Here is a 23,344-nt window from a genome sequence, read left to right on the forward strand (position 1 = left end):
CACGCTAACCCGAGAACGAGGGCTACGCGTCCCCGAAGACCTCACGCACACCGGAGAGTTCGTTGACATCCGGCACGTAATCGACCTGTACGAGCACCGGATGCTTGACCGTCTTGAGGGCTTTGGTGAAGTCGCGGCTCTGGCACGCCTTCTTGCCGAGGCCGTGCTTGTCGGCGTTGACCGGCTTGCCGGCCAGCCAGCCGTCGCCGCAGCGCTTGGTGGTCCTGGCGAACGACATCAGGTTCGTGTAACCGAGCTTGAACGTCCTGCCCGCCCCGGTGAACAGGACCGTCGTGTCGTCCACCCGCTTGACCGTGCCCCGGGCCGTGCGTGGTGAGGGCCACTTGGCCAGCACTTCATTGATCTTGACGGCCTCGGCACCGCGATACTCGACGCGGACCGGCGCGGGCCCGGACGCCAGCTTGTCGGTCAGGGCGTCGACCTTGCAGACGGTGGTGCCCAGGCCCTTGCGGTCGATCGCCACGCGCCCCTCGGTCTCCTTGAGGTCGCAGGCGACGGTCACCCGCCGGAAGGCCGCCTTGGCGTAGTCGAGCCGCAGCTCCTTCGCGCCGGAGACGGCCTTGAACGTGTGGAGCGGCTTGCGGTACGTGGCGGTCATGGGCGTGATGCGGATTTCGGTCGCACCGGCCGCCCAGGCGTACCCGTACACGATCTTGGTGTCCGCGGCATCGGCGGGGACGGCGAGAGCGCACAAGGCGGTGGCGCTCAGGGCGGTGGCACAGACAAGCAGACGCATGGGCGGTCTCCCCCGACGGCGTGATCAATTCATCACGTTCGACGTGTGAGACCGCCCGAATGTTCACGTCCGGTAGACGGAGACACCGTCCACGTCGTCCTTGGACAGGCGGCGCATGAGATACAGGCCCTCCAGGGCGAACTCCAGCGCGGCCGCCGCGTGTCCCGGCGACTCCTCGCCCTCGCCCATGCCCAGCCGCGACATGACCTTCGCCAGTCCGCTGACCGGGCCGATGCGGCGCAGCAGTTCGGCGGCCGCGATCAGCTCGCCGGACTCCACCTGGTTGCCCTCGGCGAACTTGTCCGTCAGCGGCGACAGGTCCATGCCGCCCAACCGGCTCCTGAACGTCTCGGCCGTGGCCCGGCGGAGCAGATGGGAGAGTATCTCGGTCTCCCTGCCCTCCTCGCTGACCTCGAACTCCACCTTGCCGCGCAGGCTGTGGACGACGCTGGTCAGGTCGCAGACGCGGGCGACGGCCTGCTCCTCGCCGGCGATCGCCCCCCTGCGTACGGCGGAGGCCATGGCGGTCTCGGCGGCCGCGATCGAGAACCGCGCCGACACGCCGGAGCGGGCGTCGACCGCGGTGGACTCGCGGACCAGGCGGGTGAACCGGGCGATCACCTCCACCAGGTGCTCGGGGAGGTCCGCCCCGATGTCCGGCATGGACTCCTGGCGGATGAGCACCAGCTCGTCCTCGACCGTCAGCGGATAATGGGTACGGATCTCGGCGCCGAAGCGGTCCTTCAGCGGGGTGATGATCCGGCCCCTGTTGGTGTAGTCCTCGGGGTTGGCGCTGGCGATGAGCAGGATGTCGAGCGGCAGGCGCAGGTTGTAGCCGCGCACCTGGATGTCGCGCTCCTCCAGCACGTTCAGCAGCGACACCTGGATGCGCTCGGCCAGGTCGGGCAGCTCGTTGACGGAGAACACGCCCCGGTTGGTGCGCGGCACCAGCCCGTAGTGGACGGTCTCCGGGTCGCCGAGCGTCCGGCCCTCGGCGATCTTGATCGGGTCCACGTCGCCGATCAGGTCGCCGACGGAGGTGTCGGGGGTAGCGAGCTTCTCGCCGTAGCGCTCGTCGCGATGCTTCCACGCCACGGGCAACTCGTCGCCCAACTCTCGCGCGAGCGTGATGCAGCGCGTACAGGCCGGTGCGTACGGATGGTCGTTGATCTCGCACCCGTCGACCACCGGGGTCCACTCGTCCAGCAGCCCGGTGACGGTGCGGATGAGTCGGGTCTTGCCCTGGCCCCGCTCACCGAGCAGGACGAGGTCGTGCCCGGCGAGTAGCGCCCGCTCCAAGTGGGGCAGGACGGAGTCGTCGAAGCCCACGATGCCTGGAAAACGGGGCTCACCTGCCCGCAACTTGGCCAGCAGGTTTTCGCGGACCTCTGCTTTCACGGTGCGATGAACGTGACCGCTCTCTCGCAGCTCGCGGATATTTAGAGGCTGATGCACGGGAACGAGACTACGTCCCCTGGGACCACTGCGGCAGACACTTTCGCATCTGGCGGAGATTTCGGATCTTGACTATTGCGTGACGGTTCGTGCGCGTGCTTGTTCCTTTTATGGGGAGAATCGGTTCCTAGGGAACTTCGACCCGCTGAGGAGGCGAGATCCGTGGCTGTGATGACGAGCCGCTTCGCCGACGGCCTCGCCGTGGGTTCCGACCTGGTGGAGGCCGCGGAGCGTGCTGTCGGTCAGGCCCTGTCGAGGCTCAGCGGCGAGGCGGACCTGGTGTGCTTCTTCATCTGCGGCGACGATCCGGACGAGGTCGCCAGGGCGGGGGAGTGCGCGATGAGGCTGGCCCCCGAGGCCCACGTGATCGGCTGCAGCGCCACCGGCGTGATCGGTGACGGGCAGGGGATCGAGCTGACGTCCGCCGTGAGCGCGTGGGCGGCCACGCTGGACGGGGCCGAGCTGACCACGTTCGCGCTGGAGACGCTGACCGCCGAGGACCGGTTCGTGGTGGTGGGGCTGCCGGAGCGGACACCTGATGATCACGTGGCGATCCTGCTGGCCGATCCGTACACCTTCCCCACGGACGCGTTCGTGGAGCGTTCCGTGGACGTGCTCGGTAATCTGCCGCTGATCGGCGGGCTGGCCAACGGGATGCGGGGCCGGGGGTCGGTCCGGCTCTTCGCCGACGGCGAGATCTACACCGAGGGCGCCATCGGCGTGCTGCTCAGCGGCTCCGTACGGGTCAGCACAGTGGTCAGCCAGGGCTGCCGGCCGATCGGCCCGACCATGGTCGTCACCCGCTCCGAGGAGAACCTGCTGCTGGAGCTGGCCGGCCAACCGGCCCTGGCCCGGCTGGAGGACATCGTCAGCGAGCTCGACGAGGACGACCGCGAACTGGTCGCCGCCGGCCTGCAGATCGGCGTGGCCATGGACGAGTACGCCGAACGGCACGAACGCGGCGACTTCCTCATCAGAGGCGTGATCGGCATCGACCCGGAACGCGAGGCCGTGGCCATCGGCGACGTCGTGGACGTCGGCAGGACCGTACGCTTCCACGTGCGCGACGCGGCCACGGCGGACGAGGACCTCTACGACCTGCTCGACGCGCACCGGGAGGAGCTCGGCCGGATCGACGGCGCGCTGCTGTTCTCCTGCAACGGCCGGGGGTCGGCGATGTTCGGCACCGCCGACCACGATCCGGTGGCGCTGCGCGACACGCTCGGGCCGATCGGGCTCGCGGGCTTCTTCGCCGCGGGCGAGGTCGGCCCGGTGGGCGGCCAGAACCACGTGCACGGCTTCACGGCGTCCGTCCTGGTCTTCTCAGCGCCCGCGGGCACGCCCGGCGCCCCGTGAGCCTCGCGCTCAGGCGATCGGGCAGTCAGGTGATCGGGCAGGCGGTCAGGCGGCGGGCTTGGTCGGCTGGAAGAGCCAGGCGTCGAACAGCGGCTTGAGATCCTTGCCGGAGAGCTTCTCCGCCAGCGCGATGAACTCGTCCGTCGTGACGTTGCCGTATTTGTGGTCGGCCGTCCATGTCTTCAGCAGCGTGAAGAAGGTCTCGTCGCCGATGGCCTTGCGCAGGGCGTGGAGGGTCAGTCCGCCCCGGGTGTAGACCGAGTCGTTGAACAGGTCTTTGGGCTGGGCCCGGCCCGGGGGATATTTCCACATCGGCTCGCTCGCGGCGCGGTTGTAGAAGGTCTGGAAGAGCCGGTCGGCGGTGTTGGTGCCCTTGTGCTCGGCCCAGAGCCACTCGGCATAGGTGGCGAAGCCCTCGTTGAGCCACAGGTCGCGCCAGCGCTTGATGCTCACGCTGTCGCCGAACCACTGGTGGGCCAGCTCGTGCGCGATGATGCTCTGGTCGGGCTCGAAGCCGCCGTAGAGCGGCTTGGTCTGGTTTTCCAGGGCGTAGCCGGCCGAGAAGTCGTCGACTATGCCGCCCGTGGAGGAGAACGGGTAGGGCCCGAAGACCTTGCTCCAGTAGTCGGTGACCTCGCCCGAGATGTTGTAGAGATCGTCGAGCGAGGCGCGGTGCTTGGGATCGACCGCCGCGAAGTTGGGGATGCCGCCCGGCGTGCGGCCCTTGCGCAGCTCGAACTTGCCGATCGTGGCCGTCGCGAGATAGCTCACCATCGGATGCCGCTCGCGCCACCGGAAAGTGGTCTTGCCGTCGGTGGTCGTGGGCTCGCCGACCTGCTCGCCGTTGGCCAGGGCGGTCACGCCGTCGGGTACGGTGATCGCGAAGTCGTAGGCCGCCTTGTCGGCTGGGTGGTCGTTGACCGGATACCAGGTCTTGGCGCCGTCGGGCTCACAGGCCACGAAGGCGCCGTCGGGCGTCGGCACGAAGCCGAACGTGCCGAGGTTGGTGGAGTCCTTGATCGGCTTGGGCACGCCGGAGTAGGTCACCTTGATGGTGAAGTCGGCCTTGTTGGCCAGCGGCGTGGTGGGCAGCACACCGAGTTCGGTGCCGTTGCGCGAGAAGATGGCCTTCTCCCCGTTGACCGTGACCTCGCTCACGTCGAGGCCGGACAGGTCGAGGTCGAACCGCGAGAGCGCCTGCGTGGTCGTGGCCTTGATCGTCGCCACGCCGTCGAGGTGCTTGCTGCTCGGCGTGTAGCCGAGCTCGAGGCCGTAGTGGGAGACGTCGTAGCCGCCGTTGCCGTCAAGGGGGAAGTCGGGGTCACCGATGCCGGACGCGCCCGTGTCTCCGCTCACCGGCCGGGCCGCTGTGGGCGCTATGGCGCCGTTGGACGGCGCGCAGGCGAGGATGCTCAGAAGCGCCACGAGCGAAGCGGCCCTGCGCTGGTCAAACCCCATAGGCTGCGCTCTTCCCTTCGCTAAGTGACAGGAATTCTACGCGGAGTCAGGCATGGACCACGACCGTCTTCGCGGCTTTGGCATGCGGAGCCTGCTGGCGCGGGCCGAACGAATCCAGCCTAGGTCGAGCAGACTCCCCCTGCGCCGTCAGGGCAACGGCGGCGCGAGCTAAAGGTTGCCCCTTCGCTCCTGCTCCCGCTCGATGGCCTCGAACAACGCCTTGAAATTGCCCTTGCCGAAGCCGAGCGAGCCGTGCCGCTCGATGAGCTCGAAGAAGACCGTGGGCCGGTCCTGCACCGGCTTGGTGAAGATTTGCAAAAGGTAACCGTCCTCGTCGCGGTCGACGAGGATCTTGCGCTTCTTCAGCTCCTCGATCGGCGCCCTGACCCGCCCGATGCGCGAGCGCAACTCGGGGTCGTCGTAGTAGGAGTCGGGGGTGTCCAGGAAGCTCACTCCGGCCGCGCGCATGTGGTCGACCGTGGTCAGGATGTCGTTGGTGGCCAGCGCGACGTGCTGTACGCCCGGCCCGCGGTAGAACTCCAGATATTCGTCGATCTGCGATTTCTTGCGACTTACGGCCGGCTCGTTCAGCGGGAACTTGACCTTGCGGCTCCCGTCGGCCACGACCTTGGACATCAACGCCGAGTACTCGGTGGCGATGTCGTCGCCGACGAACTCCGCCATGTTGGTGAAGCCCATCACGTGCTTGTAGAACTCCACCCACTCGTCCATCCGGCCCAGTTCGACGTTGCCCACACAGTGGTCGACGGCCTGGAACAGTCGTCCGGACTTGGTCGTGGGCGGGGCGACGAGCGGCTCGGCGGGCACGTACCCGGGCAGGTAGGCGCCGCTGTAGTTGGCCCTGTCGACGAGGGTGTGCCGCGTCTCGCCGTACGTGGCGATCGCCGCGAGCACCACCTTGCCCCGCTCGTCCTCCAGCGTGTACGGCTCCGCCAGCCCGCGGGCCCCCTGCTCCACGGCGTGCCGATAGGCGGCCTCCACGTCCGGCACCTCGATGGCCAGGTCGATCACCCCGTCACCGTGCTCGGCGACGTGGCGGGCCAGGTCGGTCCCCGGCCGGATCGAGGCCCGGAACTCGAACCTGGCGCTCCCCGAGGTCAGGACATAGGCCGCCTCGTCGCGGCTGCCGTTCTCCGGCCCGCGATAGGCCACCAGCCGCATGCCGAACGCGGTCGAGTAGTAGTGAGCCGCCTGCCTGGCGTTGCCCACGGCGAACACCACGGCGTGCATCCCGTTAACCGGAAAGACATCAGTCATAGCATCAATATTTGGATTCCCTGGACGAGTTGAGCAACAGTTACTTTTTTGACTAGACAATATGTATGGCCCACTCCCATGTAGAGGAGGAGATCTGTACACCATGACGATCGACCAACTGGACGCCCGGCTGATCGCCCTCCTGGCCGCCGAGCCGCGCCTGGGCGTACTGGAGTGCTCGCGCCGGCTGGGCGTGGCCCGCGGCACCGTGCAGGCCCGGCTCGACCGGCTGATCGCCAGAGGGGTGATCACCGGGTTCGGACCCGACATCTCGCCGGTGGCGCTCGGCTACGACGTGACCGCGTTCGTGACGATGGAGATCAGGCAGGTCGCCGGGCACGACCCGGTGGCGCACCGGCTGGCCCACATCCCCGAGGTGCTGGAGGTCCACACGATCACCGGCGGCAGCGACCTGCTCTGCCGGGTGGTGGCGCGGACGAACGCCGATCTGCAGCGGGTGATCGACCAGATCGTCGAAGTTCAGGGTGTTCTCAGGACTTCTTCGATCATCGCCCTCGACACACCTGTTCCCTACCGCGTTTTGCCATTGGTGGCGAATGTTCCCCAGCGCGAAACGCGCTAGCCGTACTATCGCGGGAGGGGACGAGGCACCGTTATCGATCGCTTAACCTTGACATTCGCCCAGCTGACGGGGGTCTGGTGAGGCGCGATAGGGGGTTGTGGGTGCGGATCGGTGGTGAAAAAGGCATGCGAAAGCGGCGAATCCTTAAACGGCTGTTGATCGTTTTCGGCGCCGGGATCCTCTTGGCCATAGGGCTTTTCGCCGTCGCGTGGGCGATGACCCCGATCCCCGACAGCACCCAGAAGGACGCCACGGCCCAGGGGTCGGTGATCTACTACCGCGACGGCAAGAGCGTGCTCGCCAAGAAGGGCATCGACCGCAGGAACGTTCCGCTGGACAAGGTTCCCCAGCACGTACGTGACGCGGTGATAGCAGCCGAGAACCGCTCCTTCTACCAAGACGGCGGCGTCTCGGTCAAAGGCACCGCGCGAGCCGTGTGGTCCACCGTCTCCGGGCAGCAGCTCCAGGGCGGCTCGACCATCACCCAGCAGCTGGTCCGCAACTACTACAGCGGCCTCAGCCAGGAACGGTCCATCACCCGCAAGTTCAAGGAGATCATGATCTCCATCAAGGTCGACCAGTCCAAGTCCAAGGACTGGGTCCTTGAGCAGTACCTCAACACGATCTACTTCGGCCGCGGCGCCAACGGCGCCCAGGCGGCCGCGCAGGCGTACTTCGGCAAGGACGTCGGCAAGCTGAGCGTGGCCGAGGGCGCCTACCTGGCCGCGGTGATCCAGCAGCCCAGCCGCTTCGCCGACCCCAAGGGCGCCGACCTCGACGCCGCCGAGGCCCGCTGGCAGGCCGTGATCGATGCCATGCGGCAGACGGGCAAGCTCACCGCCGAGCAGGCCGCCGCGCAGACGTTCCCGGCGCTCAAGGCGCCGAAGAAGCCGTTCGAGCTCAAGGGCCAGGCCCAGTACATGCTCGACCAGGTCACCGCCGAGCTCAACCGGCGCGGCTACACCGACGAGGACATCAACGGCGGCGGGCTGAGAATCGTCACGACGTTCGACAAGAAGCTCATGCTCGCGGCCGAGAACGCGGTCAAGACCGTGCTGCCCGACTCGACGCCCAAGAAGGTCCGCACCGGGCTGGCGGCCGTCGATCCGGCCACCGGCGAGGTCGTCGCCTTCTACGGCGGCCGCCCCGACCGCTCCGAGTACTACGACAACGCCTTCTCGGCCAAGGTGATGGCCGGCTCCACGTTCAAGCCCTACACGCTGGCCGCCGCGCTCAACAACGGCTTCGACCTGTCCACCAGGGTCAACGGCAACTCGCCGATGCGCGTGGCCTCGGCCAGCAAGCCCATCCCCAACGACAGCGACCGCTCGTACGGCGAGATCAACCTGATCAGCGCCACCCAGAACTCCGTCAACACCGCCTTCGTCGACCTCGGCCAGAAGGTCGGTCTCGACAAGGTGGCCGCCACCGCGGTCGCGGCGGGCATCCCGGAGGCGCAGCTCAAGCAGCACGAGTCGGCCGCCACGTTCCCGCTCGGCGTCGCCTCGCTGAGCGCCGTGCAGAACGCCTCCGGCTTCTCCTCCTTCGCCAACAAGGGCGTCCACATGGAGGCGCACGTCGTGAAGTCGGTGACCGCCCCCGGCAGCAAGAAGAACGTGATCAAGGGCGCGTCCACCCAGGTGGTCAGCGAGCAGGCCGCCGCCGACACCACGTACGCGATGCAGCAGGTCGTCAAGTACGGCACCGGCACCGCGGCCAGGCTGTACGACCGTCCGGTGGCCGGCAAGACGGGCACCACGGACAACTCCCAGGCGGTCTGGTTCAACGGCTTCACGCCGCAACTGGCCGTCGCGGTCGACATGTTCCGCGAGGACAACAAGCCGGTGGAGATCCCCGGCTACGGGGTGCAGTTCGGCGGCCAGTTGCCCGCGCAGATCTGGCGGGCGTTCATGACCGAGGCCATGGCGGGCAAGCCGGTCATGGAGTTCCCCGAGCCGTCGGACTACGGCTATGGCTCCGACGACTGGGGCCGCACCGACCAGCGCCAGGACATGCCGCAGGAACCGCAGCACACCCAGGTACCCGACCCGTGGTCCTCGCCCACTCCTGAGGTCACTGAGCAGCCGAGCACGGAGCAGCCCACCACGCAGGGCCCCGACACGCAGCAGGACCCGCCCCGGCAGAACGACACCGGCGGCCCGCCCACCGGCGAGCCGGACGCCCCTACGACCGGCCCCGACGAGAACAACACCGGCCGGTGGAGCGACACCGGCCGATCACCGGTCGGCTAGGCCTCGGCTGAGCCGGTCATGGGCCGGCTAGGCCGATCGTCGGCCGGCTGGGCCGGTCATCGGCCGGCTAGTTCGGCCCGCAGCTCCTCGGGTGTGGTGACGGGCATCCGGCAGGTGAAGCCCCGGCACACGTACGCGGCGGGGGCGCCGCCGACCGGTCCGCGGCCTTCCAGCAGCTCGGGCCCGCCCGGGGGCACTCCTTCGCCGTCGCCCAGCGCGACCACCAGACCGGGAACGTCGGCCAGCAGCGCCTCGCGGTGCAGCGCCCGCGTACGCGGGTCGTCCATCGGCCCGACGACCGCCACTTCGACGGGACCACTGAGCGCCGCCCGCGCCACAGTCAGCCCCCAGCCGGCGAACCGCGCGTGCCCGGTGGCCAGCACGGACACCGTGCCCAGCGCAGCGTAGGCGGCCTCACGGTGCCGTGTGGACCCTGTCAGCGCCGAGTAGGACAGCAGCGCCCCGGCGGCGGCGTACTGTCCCGACGGGGTCGCGTTGTCGGTGGGATCCTGTGGCCGCTGGAACAGCCGTTCGGCGTCGTCGGCCGTGTCGTAGAACCCGCCCTCGCCGTCCTCGAACCGGTCGAGCACGGTGTCGAGCAGCGAGCCCGCCAGCCGGTGCCAGCGCGTCTCCCCGGTCACGCCGTAGAGGGCGATCAGCCCCTCGGCCAGGTTCGCGTAGTCCTCCAGGACTCCGGCGTTGCGGCCCGCCCGCCCGTCGCGCGAGGTCCGCAGCAACCTGCCGCCGTCCATGTGCACGTCTTCGAGCAGCTCCGCCGCCCGCCGGGCGGCCGCCACCAGGTCCGGCCGGTCGAACACCGTGCCGGTCTCCGCCAGGGCGGCGATGGCCAGGCCGTTCCACGAGGCCACGACCTTGTCGTCACGACCCGGCCGGACCCGCTGCTCCCTGGCGGCGAGCAACCGCGCCCGTACGTCGTCGAACCGCGCCGCATCATCCGCGTCAGGGTCGGTGAGCAGCTGCAGCACCGACGTGCCGTGCTCGAACGTCCCCCGCACCTCGAAGAGCCGCGTGGCCCAGTCCCCGTCCTCCTCGCCGAGCACCTCACGCAGCTGCTCCGGCGTCCAGACGTAGAACCGGCCCTCCTCGCCCTCACTGTCGGCGTCGAGCGCCGAGGCGAAACCGCCCTCGGCGGTACGCAGCTCACGCAGCAGCCACTCGGCCGTCTCCAGCGCCACCCGCCGGGCGAGGGGCGTCCGGCTCGCCTTCCACCAGTGCGTGTAGACCCGCAGCAGCAGCGCGTTGTCGTACAGCATCTTCTCGAAGTGCGGTACCACCCAGCCCGCGTCGACGCTGTAGCGCGCGAAGCCGCCGCCGAGCTGGTCGTACATCCCGCCGCGCGCCATCGACTCCAGCGTGCGGCCGCTCATCTCGGTCTCGCCGGAGCGCAGCAGGAACTCCAGCACCATCGACGGCGGGAACTTGGGCGCGCCGCCGAACCCGCCGCGGACCTTGTCGAACGACTCCCGCAGATTCCGTACGGCCAGCGCCAGCGTCTCCTCGCCGGGCAGCGGCCCGGTGGGCAGCGTCGTGTGCGCGTTGAGCGCCTCGACCACCTTCGACCCCTGCTCGGTCACGCTCGCCCGGTCACCGGCCCACGCGTCGCGCACACCACGCAGCAGCCGCTGGAACTGGAGCCGCGGGAAGTAGGTGCCGCAGTAGAAGGGATGGCCCTCGGGCGTGGCGAACACCGTCATCGGCCAGCCGCCCTGATGGATCATGGCCTGGGTGGCGCTCATGTAGACGGCGTCGACGTCGGGCCGCTCCTCGCGGTCCACTTTGATGTTGACGAAGTGCTCGTTCATCAGCCGCGCGGTGTCGGCGTCCTCGAAACTCTCGTGCGCCATCACGTGACACCAGTGGCACGCAGAGTAGCCGACCGACAGCAGAACGGGTACATCGCGCCGTCGCGCTTCCTCGAACGCCTCCGGCGTCCAGGGCCACCAGTCGACCGGATTGTCAGCGTGCTGAAGCAGATACGGCGACGTTGCATCAGCTAGCCGGTTCATACGATTCAGCCTCTCACAATGCCCATCCCGTCGGTGAGGCCCCGCACGGGCTCTGCCTCGCACAGCCGGCAAGGCAATCGCGCTCTTCCGAGATCAGGCGCCTCGGCATCGCAGACAGTAAACTGAGCTCGGCAGCGCTGAACTGTCGAGGCTCCTCGAAGGAGGCACACACCTCACCAACCGCCGTCCGGACGTCATCGTCTACCGGGCGGAGACCATCGACCTCACGCCCACCCGCCCCGAACACGTACTCCTGGTAGTCGAGGTCGTATCGCCCGGCTCAGAGACCACCGACCGAATCGTGAAGGTGGACCAGTACGCCAAGGCCGGCATCCCCTTCTACTGGCGTATCGAACAGGCCGCAACCGGTGTCCCCATCATCTACACCTACGTTCTCGACCCGGCCACCAATGCCTACAGGGACGGCGAAATGTTCACCGGAGTGATCAAGACTGCCGCCCCCTTCTCCGTCACCGTGGATCTGGGAGCCACCTGACAACCAGCATTCGCTTGGGCGGCATCATCAACAGCCGGCACAGGCCGACGGAGATCGGTCACGCGTACACGCGTGTGGTGGGGATGGTGTGGGCGTAAGTTACGGAGCGTGGATCTGGACTTCGTGTGCACGCATGCCGGCCGCCCCGCCGCCGCCCTCACCCGCAGGGACGTGGCCCGCGCCTTGCTCGCCGTGCCCTCCGGGGTGGCGCTGGTGGCGCTGCCCGACCTGCGGCGCGCGTTGATGGCCGCGGGCAACCCGCTCTCCCTGGCGTTCTGGGAGTCGGCCAGGGCGACACTGGGCGCGATCGAGTCGGGTGTCGCCACGGTCGGCGACGTGCAGCGCTGGGTCGAGTCGACCGGCACCGAGCCCATGCTGATGACGCCCGGCTACTTCGTCTGGCCGGAGGAGGACGAGCGCGGGCCGGTGGCCGAGGAGATGTTCTCGCTGCTCGTGCGGTATCTGGAGGAACGCGTCAGCGCGGGGGAGATCGATCCCGACGCGCTGGTCGCCGGTGACTCGGGGGCCCGCAGGACGTACGAGGAGCTTCAGGAGCGCTGGCTGAGCGAGCCGCAGCCCGACGGCCGGGTGCCCGGGTTCGCGGTCAGTGATGAGCAGGACGAGGAGCTGTTCGCCGCCTGGGACGAGGAGGAGGCGTTCGCGCTGGCCGAGCTGCGGCGGATCGTCGGCGAGCTGCCCAAGCCGCCCGAGCTGCCCGCCGACGAGCTGCGGCGGGCCGGGACACTGCTGCGTGAGCTGCTGGTCCTGCCCGGCTATCCGGCGAACGTGCTGCGGGCCTGCGCCGGGCTTGACGACCGGCCGATGCCCGAGGACGACGGCGAGCTCTGGCTGTCGGTGGCGGCCGGCATCGCCGGGCCCATCTCCGACCTGTCGGAGGCCGGCGACAGCCTGGAGGAGTTCGCGGACCTCGACGGCGACCTCAGCCACGAGGACACCGTGCTGGCCAACCTGTGCGCCATCCAGCACGCCGACTGGCTGGCCGCGGTGGCAGCCCTGACCAGGCTGGGGCCTGGCGTGCTCGCCTCGCCCGAGCGGCTGGCCCGGCTCATCGCCGAGTCGGAGGACATCGACATCGACGACCAGGACGCCGACGACCTCGACGCGACCGAGCGGCTGTTCGTGCCGGTGGTCACCTTGTGGGGCTATCTGGGCATCGTCGACACCGAGGACGTGCTCACCCCGCTGGGCTGGTGGGGCCTGCCCAAGGCCCTCGAACGCGCGTGGTCCCCTAGCGACTGACGCGCCTGGTCACTCAGCGGCTGAGCCGTCGACCAGGTCCTTGTACTGGGGGTGGCGCTCGATGTACTTGCCGACGTACGGGCAGAGGGGCACCACCCGCAGGCCGGTGTCCCTGCTCGCGTCGAGCGCGTGCCCGACCAGCTTGCCCGCCAGGCCCTGCCCCTCATGCTCGGGCAGCACCTCGGTGTGCGTGAAGACGATCTTCGTGGGCAGCAGACGGTAGTCGGCGAACCCGGCGACCGTGCCGTCCACGAGAATCTCGAACCGGCTCTCCGCCACGTTGTCGACTATTTCGACCGGCATCTATTCGGCCTTCTTGTCGTCGATGTCGGCCGCCCGGGGCACCTGGATCTTCGACATCTGCTTGTTCATCGATTTGATCAGGACGTACAGGGCGACCCCGATGAGGGCGACGACGACGAAGCCGAGCAGGCCCGGACTCACATCACCCGCTGCGAGAGTTATCACTCCTCCAGTCTGCCACCGGGGGGTCATGCTCCGGTCAGTGGCAGGCGGCAGGCGTGGATTCGGGTCAGTGGCAGGCGGCGGAGACCTCGTCGGCGTGGATTCCGGCGAACAGATCGTCTTCCGGCAGCTCGGTGTCGACCAGGGAGCGCGCCAGGTGGTAGTCCTCGGTCGGCCAGATCTCCTGCTGGAGCTCGCGCGGGCAGACGAACCAGAAGCCGTCGGGGTCCACCTGGGTGGCGTGCGCGAGCAGCGCCTCGTCGCGCAGCTCGAAGTAGTCGGCGCAGGGCACCCGGGTCGTCACCGGCCACTTGGCGGGCCGGTCCTCCCAGCGGGAGATCCAGTCGGAGTAGGGGGAGCCCATGCCGCGCGAGGTCATCGCGTCGTGCAGCGCCTCGAACCGCTCCTTGGTGAAGCCCATTTGGTAGTAAAGCTTCAGCGGCTGCCACGGGTCGCCGGTGCCCGGGTAGCGGTCGGGGTCGCCGGCCGCCTCGAACGCCTCCACCGAGACCCGGTTGGTCATGATGTGGTCGGGGTGCGGGTAGCCACCGTCGTCGTCGTAGGTGACGATGACATGCGGCCTGAACGCGCGCACGGCGGCCACAAGAGGCGCGGAGGCGTCTTCGAGCTTCTGCACCGCGAAGCAGCCCTCGGGCAGCTCCTCCTCCTCGTTCTCCGGCAGGCCGGAGTCGACGAAGCCCATGAACTCCTGCTGAACTCCAAGAATCTCCCGCGCGCGGGCCATTTCCGCTTTGCGGACCTCGCCGATGTTGTCGACGATCTCCGGCCGGTCCATCTTGGGGTTGAGCACAGAGCCTCGCTCACCGCCCGTGAGCGTACAAACCAGCACGTCAACGCCTTCACGGACGTAGCGCGCCATCGTGGCGGCGCCCTTGCTCGACTCGTCGTCGGGGTGGGCGTGGACGGCCATCAGCCTCAACGGTGCACTCACGGGCTCGATGTCTCCTCAGTTGGACCGATCACTTGCCCAGAGAGGTTAGGTTCAGCTGGGCGGTCGCGAGGGCGTGACCCCCGCAGGGAACAATTGTCTCGGATAACGCTGAGGGAGTGCAGGGAGATTCCGCCATGGCCACCGAAGATGTCGAGAGCCGTCCAGTTCTCGGCACACCCGACGACTTCCCCGATCGTCCTGAGCGCCGGGGCCGCTTCGTCGTGCACGTCGTCATCGGCGTGCTGGTGGCCATCATCGCAGGTGGCTGGGGCTACGTGATGTGGTCGATGACCGGCGGCAACACCGGGGCCATCCCCCAGGTGGTGTCGTTCCAGGCCAATCGCCCGGACGAGGCCGAGATCACCTTCGAGGTGAGCAAGCCGGCCGACCGGGTCGCCGTATGTCGTATCAGGGCCACAGATGTCAACCACGCAGAAGTGGGCAGCAGGGAAGTAAGAATTCCGGCTGGTGGGGGTACTAAGCAGCTCAAGGAGCGCCTGGACACGAGTGCCCAGGCCACGTCCGTCCACATCCAGTACTGCAATCTCGTAGAATGAGACGTTTGAGGAAGCGTACGAGCTGTTGAGTTGTTAGCCTTTCGCAATTCAACCGCACGCAACCTCTAGTGATCTCAGGGCCCCCTAGGCAAGCAAGGAGAACCCGTGGCCGACTCTCGCGATGAGAACGTCACATGGCTGACGCAGGAGGCGTACGACCGTCTCAAGGCGGAGTACGAATACCTCTCGGGCCCAGGGCGCGTCGACATCGCCAAGAAGATCGAGGCCGCCCGTGAGGAAGGTGACCTGAAGGAGAACGGCGGCTATCACGCGGCCAAGGATGAGCAGGGCAAGATGGAGGCCCGCATCTTCCACCTCCGGCAGATCATCGACAACGCCCAGGTGGGAGAGGCACCGAAGACCGAAGGGGTCGTCGGCCCCGGCATGACCGTGACGATCCGGTTCGTCCGTGACGACGATGAGGTGACCTTCCTGCTGGCGTCCCGTGAGGAGAGCGGCGCCCCGATCGACGTGTACTCGCCGAAATCGCCCCTTGGCGCGGCGATCAATGGTAAAAAGATCGGCGAAAAGGCGACCTACTCCATGCCCAACGGTCGCCAGAACACCGTCGAGATCCTCGAGGCCGTTCCGTACATCGGCAACTGACTTCCGAAGACACAACCCGCCGGGCCCACGACGGTCCGGCGGATTTTTCGCGTTCCTCCGGTATCCGGCAGGATCTCAGCTTCCTGGTCCGCTCCAGGAAACGGCGTGACCACCACAAGCTGGTCCCGTTCATCGTGGTTTCGCTCGTCGCGGTGCTGACCGTCGACCTGCTGCTGCTCGCGCAGGTGGGCCAGCGGCAGGTGGGCGGGCAGCTGCCCGCGGCCGCCGTACGACCGCAGTACCGCCCCGCGCCCCAGCAGACCCTGGCGGCCGAGGCCGGCAAGACCGCGCAGCCGGTGAAGCCGCTGGGCCAATTACACAAGCCCAACCTCTTCGTGGTCACCCGCAAGCCGCTGACCAACGAACTGCTGCGCAAGGTGGCGCGGCTGCGAGGGGTGACCGCGCTCGAACTCGCCGACGCGGCCTCGATCATGCTCGACGACAAGCGGGTGCAGACGCTCGCGGTCGATCCCTCCACCTTCCGCGCCTACACGCCCAAGGTCACGGCGGCCTCCGACGCGCTGTGGAACAACGTGGCGGCCGGTGACGTGGCGGTCTCGTTCGTGCTCGGCAGCGACGGGGGCCTCAGTCTGCACAGCCGGGTGCGCGGGCCCGCCGGGCCGCTGCGCATCGGGGCCTACGCCACGACCGGCTTCGGGGCGGTCGACGCCGTCGTCTCCCGCGAGGTCGGACGCACGCTCGGCCTGCCACGCGACAACGCGCTGATCGTGAGCGCGCCCAAGGCCAACTCCGACAAGCTGCGCAAGGCCCTGCTCAAGGTGCTGCCCAAGGGCACACAGACGGCCATGGTCAACCCGGTGCTGCCCCCCGCGCAGGCCAAGGCCCGTACCTGGGCGGCCGGCTCGTTCATGAGCGGCGAGCAGATCACCGTCGCGCTCAGGGCCGCCGCCACCAAGCTGGGCAGGCCGTACGTGTGGGGCGCGGAAGGCCCTGACACGTTCGACTGCTCGGGCCTGGTCCAGTGGGCCTTCGCGCAGGCGGGCGTGCGCATGCCGCGGGTGACGCACCAGCAATGGATGGCCGGGCCGCAGGTGCCCCTCGCCCAGATCCAGCCAGGTGACCTGATCTTCTGGCGCCTGGACCCGACCAATCCCGGCTACATCTCGCACGTGGCGATCTACTGGGGCGACGGCAAGATGGTGGTGGCCCCGCGCACCGGCGACGTGGTCAAGATCGCCCCGATGAGCACCCGGAACCTGGCCGGGATCGTCAGGGTCAGCCCGACGCTCGCGGCCCGCGTTCGCTGACGGCTTCATTCATCAATAGACAGCCCTTCCGTACGTGCTTTTTCCCCGCAACCGTGTAATTCTAATTACATGGCAAGTGACGAAGCAGCGGCCCAGATCAAGGGCTGGTTCACCGGGCGGTTGCCCGAGGAATGGTTCACCGAGGCGCCGGAGATCGTCCGGGACCGCGAGGAGATCGCGGTGCTCGGCACACTGCCGGAGCCCAGCTCCGAGGGATCGGACGCCGAGCGGGCGGCCCTGATCGAGGGGCTCATCGGACGGTTCAGGGAAGAGACGCGCGAGCGCCGCATCGAGATCGCCAAGGAGGCCGAGCGGCGGTTCCGGCAGAAGGTGTCCTGGGGCGTCGTCTGCGGCGACACCACTGTGATGTTCACCACTCTTTCGGTGCCCGTCATGACACGCCTGCGACAGCAGGAACGCCAGGTGCTCGACACGCTCGTCGCCGCGGGTGTGGCCCGCAGCCGCAGTGACGCGCTGGCCTGGTGCGTACGACTGGTCGGAAAGAACACCGACACCTGGCTGTCCGAACTGCGAGACGCGCTGCAACACGTCGACCGAGTTCGCTCCGCCGGGCCGGACGTCAATTCCTGAGAGTACGCAGGAGAAACTCTCCGGCGAATGGACTAAACCTCTTGCGAAATTGGTTTAGACCAACTCCATTCGCCGGCAGTGAGCGAGTCGCTTTCTTTTGAAACCGCTTCTTCGGGGTAGGCTCCCCCAATCATCGAGGCCGCAGCCTGCGGCGACGGCCGGATCCAGGCATAGGTCTATGCCAATTGGCTTTTTCGCGCCGTCGTCGTGAATGATGTTTGGGCCCTGAAGAGTGGAGGAGCCGCCGCCGTGTCCGTTTCCGTGGAAGTACCCGCCCCGACGAGCAATGCCGAATTGGTCGCCTGGGTGAACCAGATCGCCGCATTGACCCAGCCCGACCGGATCGAGTGGTGCGATGGCTCGGAGGAGGAGTGGACGCGCCTGACCAACCTGCTCGTCGAGCAGGGCACGTTCACGCGCCTGGCCAAGCGGCCCAACAGTTTCTACGCCAAGTCCGACCCGACCGACGTGGCCCGGGTCGAGGACCGCACGTTCATCTGCTCCGAGCGCGAGGAGGACGCCGGGCCGACGAACAACTGGGTCGCGCCCGCCGAGATGCGCCGGACGTTCGACAAGCTGTTCGCCGGCAGCATGCGCGGCCGGACCATGTACGTCGTGCCGTTCTGCATGGGCCCGCTGGGCGGGGAGATCTCCCAGCTCGGCGTCGAGATCACCGACTCGCCGTACGTGGCCGTCTCCATGCGGGTCATGACCCGCATGGGGGAGCGGGCGCTGCGCCTGATCGAGGAACGCGGCGAGTTCGTCAAGGCCGTCCACTCCGTCGGCGCGCCGCTGGCCGACGGCCAGGAGGACGTGCCGTGGCCGTGCAGCTCGACCAAGTACATCAGCCACTTCCCGGAGAGCCGCGAGATCTGGTCCTACGGCTCCGGCTATGGCGGCAACGCGCTGCTCGGCAAGAAGTGCTACGCCCTGCGCATCGCCAGCGTCATGGCCCGCGACGAGGGCTGGCTGGCCGAGCACATGCTCATCCTCAAGCTGACCCCGCCCTCGGGCGAGACCCGCTACATCGCGGCCGCGTTCCCGAGCGCCTGCGGCAAGACCAACCTCGCCATGCTCCAGCCGACGATCCCCGGCTGGAAGGTCGAGACGGTCGGTGACGACATCGCCTGGATGCGGTTCGGCGACGACGGCCGCCTCTACGCCATCAACCCCGAGGCCGGCTTCTTCGGCGTCGCGCCCGGCACCGGCGAGGTCACCAACGCCAACGCGGTCAAGACGCTCTGGGGCAACAGCATCTTCACCAACGTCGCGCTGACCGACGACGGGGACGTGTGGTGGGAGGGGCTCACCGCCGAGCCGCCCGCGCACCTGACCGACTGGAAGGGCCGCTCCTGGACGCCGGAGTCCGACGAGCCCGCCGCCCATCCGAACGCGCGCTTCACCACCCCCGCCGCGCAGTGCCCGACCATCGCCCCCGAATGGCAGGACCCCAAGGGCGTGCCCATTTCGGCGATCCTGTTCGGCGGCCGCCGCGCCACCGCGGTGCCGCTGGTCACCGAGTCGCTGAGCTGGGAGCACGGCGTCTTCCTCGGAGCCAACGTCGCCTCCGAGAAGACCGCCGCCGCCGAGGGCAAGGTCGGTGAGCTGCGTCACGACCCGTTCGCGATGCTGCCGTTCTGCGGCTACAACATGGGCGACTACTTCGCCCACTGGCTGGAGATCGGCCGCCGCAAGAACGCCAGGCTGCCGCGCATCTACTACGTGAACTGGTTCCGCAAGAACGCCGACGGCAAGTTCATCTGGCCCGGCTTCGGCGAGAACAGCCGCGTGCTCAAGTGGATCGTGGACCGGCTCAACGGCGAGGCCGAGGCCGTGTCCAGCCCGATCGGCCTGCTGCCGGACGCGCTCGACGTCGAGGGCCTGGACCTGGCGGAAGAGGACCTGCGTACGCTGCTCACGGTCGACCGCGAGGTGTGGCGGGAGGAGGCGGCGCTGATCCCGGCCCACTTCGACAAGTTCGGCTCGCACCTGCCCAAGGAGCTGTGGGAGGAGTACAACGCCCTCCTCGACCGGCTGAGCTGACCCACCGGAACCGATCTGCGCCAACCGGCAGCCACCGGAACCAATCGGCACCGACCGCGCCGGCCGTCACGAAGACGGCCGGCGCGGTCGCGCGTCCGGCCGGGCGGCGCGCTCAGTCGCGCGTCAGGCCGGGCGACCGCATGGCTGCTGCCTCTTGATCTGATATATCCAGACATCCTAGGTTTGCCGGGTGATAGTGGATGCGCACCAGCATTTCTGGAATGTCGAGACCGGCTGGTACACCTGGCTGACCCCCGACCTAGGCCCCCTGCACCGCACCTACGCCCCCGAGGACCTCCAGCCGGAGCTCGCCGCCACCGGCATAGAAGCCACGGTCCTGGTGCAGGCGGCCGACTGCTACGAGGACACCGACGCCATGCTGGCCCAGGCCGAGGCGCACGACTTCATCGCCGCGGTCGTCGGCTGGGTGCCGCTGGAGCGCCCGGAGGAGGCCGCGGCGGCCATCGACCGCTACGGGAGACATCCGAAGTTTGCCGGTGTCCGCCACCTCATCCACGACGAGCCCGACCCCGACTGGGTGGTCCAAGACCGCGTCCTGGAGTCGCTGGGGCTGCTGGCCGAGGCCGGTCTGACCCTCGATGTGCCGTCGTTGCTGCCGCGCCACCTCGACCACGTCGTCACCCTCGCCGAGCGGCATCCGAACCTGAAGATCGTCATCGACCACCTGTCCAAGCCGCGGATCAAGGACCACGAGTGGGAGCCGTGGGCCGCCCAGCTCACCCGGGCCGCCGCGTGCCCCAACGTGTACGCCAAGGTCTCGGGATTGGTCACCGAGGCGGATCACCAGGAGTGGACCGTGGAGGACCTCAGGCCGTACGTGGAGCACGCGGTGGGGGCGTTCGGGCCCGAGCGGCTGATGTACGGCAGCGACTGGCCTGTGGCCCTGCTGGCGGCCGACTACCGGACGGTCTGGGAGGTGGCCACGGCCCTGCTCGGCGGCACAGATCGCGACCAGGTATTCGGTGGCACAGCTGGGTATTTCTACGGGTTTGCCGGGGTTTGACGGGGGATACCCTCTTGACATGGGAGGACTCCGCTGTGTTGACGGCTCATACCTGACCGTCACGCCCGTCGCGTGCACGGACAGCGTCGGCATGCCGTACGAGATCACCCTGGAACTCCGCCGCGACGGCGCGCCGTACGGGATCGTCGGCGAGCGCTGCGGCTGGCTGCTGGAACGGCTGGCGCGCGGCGTCAGCCGGGCACGCGAGGAGCAGGAGCAGGGCGAAGCGGGCAAATGGCCGGATCCTGATGACAGGTTCCCCGGCGACGAAGGCGGGAGCGAGCTGTTCTCGTTCCGATATCGCGCGAGGTCCGGCGCGGTGAACGGCGGGGAGCTACGCTGCCAGCTCAGGACCATCCCCATCTGGCTACCCGCCCAGGGCGAGTGGCGGGTGACCCGCAGGGCCTACGTCGAAGCCTGGGGCTCCAGCGGCGTGGGGATGCGGGCGGTCCTGACATCGTCCGAGTTGGCCGCGTTCGTACACGGTCTGGTCGACGAGGCGGAGGACTGCCTGGGCGGCCGGGATTCCGGTTGAGGGGGCAGGCGGGGGTGAAACGCGGTGATAATTGCCTGTTGGGTCATTCGACCATAGGCACGGCACCGATGGGGAGGACTCCGTGGGCCTGCGCGATCTGGTCTACCGGCTGTACGAGCACCGGCTGGAGACCAAGCTGTCGAAGGACAGCGTCCCCCGGCACGTCGGGGTCATCATCGACGGCAACCGGCGCTGGGCGCGGGCCATGGGCATGCGTGATGTCGCGAGTGGTCACCGCAAGGGTGCCGACAAGATAGCCGAGCTGGTCACCTGGTGCCGCGAGACCGGCGTCGAGGTGGTCACCATCTGGATGCTGTCCAACGACAACCTCAACCGGCCGAGCGAGGAGCTGGAGCCGCTCCTGCGCATCATCGAGGACGTGACGCGGGAGCTGGTGGAGGCGGGCTGGCGGATCAGCCCGGTCGGCGCGCTGGATCTGCTCCCCGACCGGACGGCGAATGTCCTCAAAAACGCAAAAGAAGTCACATCGCACCGTCCCGGCCTGATTGTGAACGTTGCAGTTGGGTATGGAGGAAGGCGTGAGATTGCCGATGCGGTGCGCTCACTCCTCCAGGAGCACGCCAGCAAGGGTGCCAGCATCGAGGACCTCGTCGAGGTACTCGATGTCGAGCACATCGCGGAGCATCTCTACACTCGCGGCCAACCCGACCCGGATCTTCTCATCCGGACCTCAGGCGAGCAACGCCTGTCGGGCTTCATGCTGTGGCAGAGCGCTCACTCAGAGTTCTACTTCCATGAGGCATACTGGCCCGACTTCCGCAGGGTGGACTTCCTGCGGGCGCTGCGCGACTACGCCGCGAGACACCGACGTTACGGTTCCTGACGGGACAACTGGGTATCCAGGACGTAACGTGATAAGTGTCCGGTCACAGGCCGGACACTCCGGAGAGGGCCCGCCTTTGCACCAACACCTGCCGCGGGGGGCCGGAATCCGGCGCCGCCGACAGGTCTTGGTCGGGGACGCGGGTCCGGTCCGGTTCCCACCTCGTCTGCAGGGTGCCCGTTTCGATGGGCGCCCGGGGGAGAACGTGTGGCAGTGTCCTCGAGCAACCCTTCGATCAACCCGGCCAAGCGCACGTACGTGCTGGACACCTCGGTCCTGCTAGCGGACCCGGCGGCCATGACCCGGTTCGCTGAGCACGACGTGGTCCTCCCGATCGTGGTCATCACCGAACTGGAGGGCAAGCGACACCACCCCGAACTCGGCTATTTCGCGAGGAAAGCTTTGCGCTACCTCGACGATCTACGAGTTCAGTACGGCCGGCTGGACGAGCCGATGCCCACGGGAGACGGCACGATCAGGGTTGAGCTCAACCACAGTGATCCATCCATCTTGCCCGTCGGGTTCCGCCTTGGCGACAATGACACCCGCATCCTGACCGTGGCGCGCTCGCTCGCCGCCGAGGGCTGCGATGTCGTGCTGGTCTCCAAGGATCTGCCCATGAGGGTCAAGGCCGCCTCGATCGGCTTGTCCGCGGAGGAATACCGCGCCGAGCTGGTGGTCGAGTCGGGCTGGACCGGGATGGCCGAGGTCCAGGTGACCACGGAGGATGTGGGAACGCTCTTCGAGCACGGCACGGCGGATCTGGAGGAGGCCAGAGACCTGCCGACGCACACGGGCCTGCGGATGCTGTCGGCCAAGGGCTCGGCACTCGGCCGCGTGCTCCCGGACAAGTCGGTGCGGCTGGTGCGTGGCGACCGGGAGGTGTTCGGCCTGCACGGCCGCTCCGCGGAGCAGCGCATCGCGCTCGACCTGCTGATGGACCCGGAGATCGGGATCGTCTCGCTGGGCGGGCGCGCGGGCACCGGCAAGTCGGCGCTGGCACTCTGCGCGGGCCTGGAGGCCGTGCTGGAGCGCCGCCAGCACCGCAAGGTCGTCGTCTTCCGCCCCCTGTACGCCGTCGGCGGCCAGGAACTCGGCTACCTGCCCGGCTCCGAGGGCGAGAAGATGGGCCCGTGGGCCCAGGCGGTCTTCGACACCCTGGGCGCGGTCAGCTCTCCCGAGGTGATCGAGGAGGTGCTTGACCGCGGCATGCTGGAGGTGCTGCCGCTCACGCACATCCGCGGCCGGTCGCTGCACGACGCGTTCGTGATCGTGGACGAGGCGCAGTCGCTGGAGCGCGGGGTGCTGCTGACCGTGCTGAGCAGGATCGGCGCCAACTCCCGGGTGGTGCTCACCCACGACATCGCCCAGCGTGACAACCTGCGGGTCGGCCGGCACGACGGCGTCGTGGCGGTGGTGGAGAAGCTGAAGGGCCACCCGCTGTTCGCGCACGTGACGCTGACCAGGTCGGAGCGCTCGCCGATCGCCGCACTGGTGACCGAGATGCTGGAGGACATCACCCTGTAAGGCCCTTCAG

Annotated in this window: 22 protein-coding genes; 14 read left to right on the forward strand and 8 right to left on the reverse strand. The window is 68.3% G+C overall.

Annotation, left to right across the window (positions count from 1 at the left end):
* Nucleotides 1-22: 22 nt before the first annotated feature.
* Nucleotides 23-757: a hypothetical protein gene (locus tag AB0B64_RS21390; protein WP_358179221.1), complete on the reverse strand. Its 735-nt coding sequence runs from the start codon at nt 755-757 to the stop codon at nt 23-25.
* A gap of 63 nt (nt 758-820) precedes the next feature.
* Nucleotides 821-2,212: a sigma 54-interacting transcriptional regulator gene (locus AB0B64_RS21395; protein ID WP_358179223.1), complete on the reverse strand. Its 1,392-nt coding sequence runs from the start codon at nt 2,210-2,212 to the stop codon at nt 821-823.
* Nucleotides 2,213-2,383: 171 nt separating this feature from the next.
* Here AB0B64_RS21395 and AB0B64_RS21400 point away from each other — a divergent pair, with 171 nt between their 5' ends.
* Nucleotides 2,384-3,568 (forward strand): FIST N-terminal domain-containing protein, encoded by a 1,185-nt coding sequence (locus AB0B64_RS21400; protein ID WP_357944607.1) that lies wholly within the window; start codon nt 2,384-2,386, stop codon nt 3,566-3,568.
* A gap of 45 nt (nt 3,569-3,613) precedes the next feature.
* On the opposite strand, the gene AB0B64_RS21405 is transcribed toward AB0B64_RS21400, so the two are convergent.
* Together AB0B64_RS21405 and hppD are read right to left on the reverse strand one after the other, a co-directional pair.
* Complete coding sequence (locus tag AB0B64_RS21405; protein WP_358179225.1) at nt 3,614-5,026, reverse strand: M1 family metallopeptidase; 1,413 nt, start codon at nt 5,024-5,026, stop codon at nt 3,614-3,616.
* A 168-nt stretch (nt 5,027-5,194) separates the two neighbouring features.
* On the reverse strand, nt 5,195-6,304 hold the full coding sequence (gene hppD, locus AB0B64_RS21410; RefSeq protein WP_357944007.1) for a 4-hydroxyphenylpyruvate dioxygenase: 1,110 nt from the start codon (nt 6,302-6,304) through the stop codon (nt 5,195-5,197).
* 103 nt (nt 6,305-6,407) lie between these two features.
* Between hppD and AB0B64_RS21415 the strand changes: the two genes are divergently transcribed.
* Entirely contained in the window at nt 6,408-6,887 is a 480-nt protein-coding gene (locus AB0B64_RS21415; protein ID WP_357944009.1) for an Lrp/AsnC family transcriptional regulator, read from the forward strand.
* Between the two features lie 125 nt (nt 6,888-7,012).
* Nucleotides 7,013-9,139, forward strand: a complete 2,127-nt coding sequence (locus tag AB0B64_RS21420; RefSeq protein WP_358179227.1) for a transglycosylase domain-containing protein — start codon at nt 7,013-7,015, stop codon at nt 9,137-9,139.
* Nucleotides 9,140-9,195: 56 nt separating this feature from the next.
* Here the strand turns inward: AB0B64_RS21420 and AB0B64_RS21425 are convergent, their stop codons facing one another.
* On the reverse strand, nt 9,196-11,166 hold the full coding sequence (locus AB0B64_RS21425) for a thioredoxin domain-containing protein (protein ID WP_358179229.1): 1,971 nt from the start codon (nt 11,164-11,166) through the stop codon (nt 9,196-9,198).
* A 142-nt stretch (nt 11,167-11,308) separates the two neighbouring features.
* On the opposite strand from AB0B64_RS21425, the gene AB0B64_RS21430 reads away from it, so the two are divergent.
* Nucleotides 11,309-11,662, forward strand: coding sequence for a Uma2 family endonuclease (locus AB0B64_RS21430; RefSeq protein ID WP_357944609.1), 354 nt, complete (start codon nt 11,309-11,311; stop codon nt 11,660-11,662).
* A gap of 108 nt (nt 11,663-11,770) precedes the next feature.
* Nucleotides 11,771-12,922, forward strand: coding sequence for a hypothetical protein (locus tag AB0B64_RS21435; RefSeq protein ID WP_357944015.1), 1,152 nt, complete (start codon nt 11,771-11,773; stop codon nt 12,920-12,922).
* Between the two features lie 9 nt (nt 12,923-12,931).
* Here AB0B64_RS21435 and AB0B64_RS21440 read toward each other — a convergent pair whose 3' ends face one another.
* The 3 genes from AB0B64_RS21440 to mca form a co-directional block, all read right to left on the reverse strand.
* On the reverse strand, nt 12,932-13,225 hold the full coding sequence (locus AB0B64_RS21440; RefSeq protein WP_357944017.1) for a GNAT family N-acetyltransferase: 294 nt from the start codon (nt 13,223-13,225) through the stop codon (nt 12,932-12,934).
* Nucleotides 13,226-13,390, reverse strand: coding sequence for a hypothetical protein (locus tag AB0B64_RS21445; protein ID WP_357944019.1), 165 nt, complete (start codon nt 13,388-13,390; stop codon nt 13,226-13,228).
* A 64-nt stretch (nt 13,391-13,454) separates the two neighbouring features.
* Nucleotides 13,455-14,339 (reverse strand): mycothiol conjugate amidase Mca, encoded by an 885-nt coding sequence (gene mca, locus AB0B64_RS21450; RefSeq protein WP_357944021.1) that lies wholly within the window; start codon nt 14,337-14,339, stop codon nt 13,455-13,457.
* Nucleotides 14,340-14,473: 134 nt separating this feature from the next.
* On the opposite strand from mca, the gene AB0B64_RS21455 reads away from it, so the two are divergent.
* The 9 genes from AB0B64_RS21455 (at nt 14,474) to AB0B64_RS21495 (ending at nt 23,334) form a co-directional block, all read left to right on the forward strand.
* Nucleotides 14,474-14,896 (forward strand): DUF4307 domain-containing protein, encoded by a 423-nt coding sequence (locus AB0B64_RS21455; protein ID WP_357944023.1) that lies wholly within the window; start codon nt 14,474-14,476, stop codon nt 14,894-14,896.
* Nucleotides 14,897-15,001: 105 nt separating this feature from the next.
* On the forward strand, nt 15,002-15,502 hold the full coding sequence (gene greA / locus AB0B64_RS21460) for a transcription elongation factor GreA (protein WP_225296428.1): 501 nt from the start codon (nt 15,002-15,004) through the stop codon (nt 15,500-15,502).
* Nucleotides 15,503-15,636: 134 nt separating this feature from the next.
* Nucleotides 15,637-16,770, forward strand: coding sequence for a C40 family peptidase (locus AB0B64_RS21465; protein WP_358179231.1), 1,134 nt, complete (start codon nt 15,637-15,639; stop codon nt 16,768-16,770).
* Nucleotides 16,771-16,839: 69 nt separating this feature from the next.
* Nucleotides 16,840-17,361, forward strand: a complete 522-nt coding sequence (locus AB0B64_RS21470) for a hypothetical protein (protein ID WP_357944027.1) — start codon at nt 16,840-16,842, stop codon at nt 17,359-17,361.
* A 249-nt stretch (nt 17,362-17,610) separates the two neighbouring features.
* Nucleotides 17,611-19,404, forward strand: coding sequence for a phosphoenolpyruvate carboxykinase (GTP) (locus AB0B64_RS21475; RefSeq protein ID WP_357944028.1), 1,794 nt, complete (start codon nt 17,611-17,613; stop codon nt 19,402-19,404).
* A gap of 190 nt (nt 19,405-19,594) precedes the next feature.
* A complete protein-coding gene (locus tag AB0B64_RS21480) occupies nt 19,595-20,428 on the forward strand; it encodes an amidohydrolase family protein (protein WP_358179233.1) in 834 nt (277 codons plus the stop codon).
* A gap of 19 nt (nt 20,429-20,447) precedes the next feature.
* A complete protein-coding gene (locus AB0B64_RS21485; protein ID WP_357944032.1) occupies nt 20,448-20,963 on the forward strand; it encodes a hypothetical protein in 516 nt (171 codons plus the stop codon).
* 82 nt (nt 20,964-21,045) lie between these two features.
* Nucleotides 21,046-21,807 carry an isoprenyl transferase gene (locus AB0B64_RS21490; protein ID WP_214639665.1) on the forward strand — a complete coding sequence of 254 codons (762 nt, stop codon included), beginning with the start codon at nt 21,046-21,048 and terminating at the stop codon, nt 21,805-21,807.
* A gap of 207 nt (nt 21,808-22,014) precedes the next feature.
* Complete coding sequence (locus AB0B64_RS21495; RefSeq protein ID WP_357944034.1) at nt 22,015-23,334, forward strand: PhoH family protein; 1,320 nt, start codon at nt 22,015-22,017, stop codon at nt 23,332-23,334.
* Nucleotides 23,335-23,344 lie beyond the last annotated feature (10 nt).

It is taken from the genome of Nonomuraea sp. NPDC049129, assembly GCF_040648495.1.
Classification (GTDB): domain Bacteria; phylum Actinomycetota; class Actinomycetes; order Streptosporangiales; family Streptosporangiaceae; genus Nonomuraea.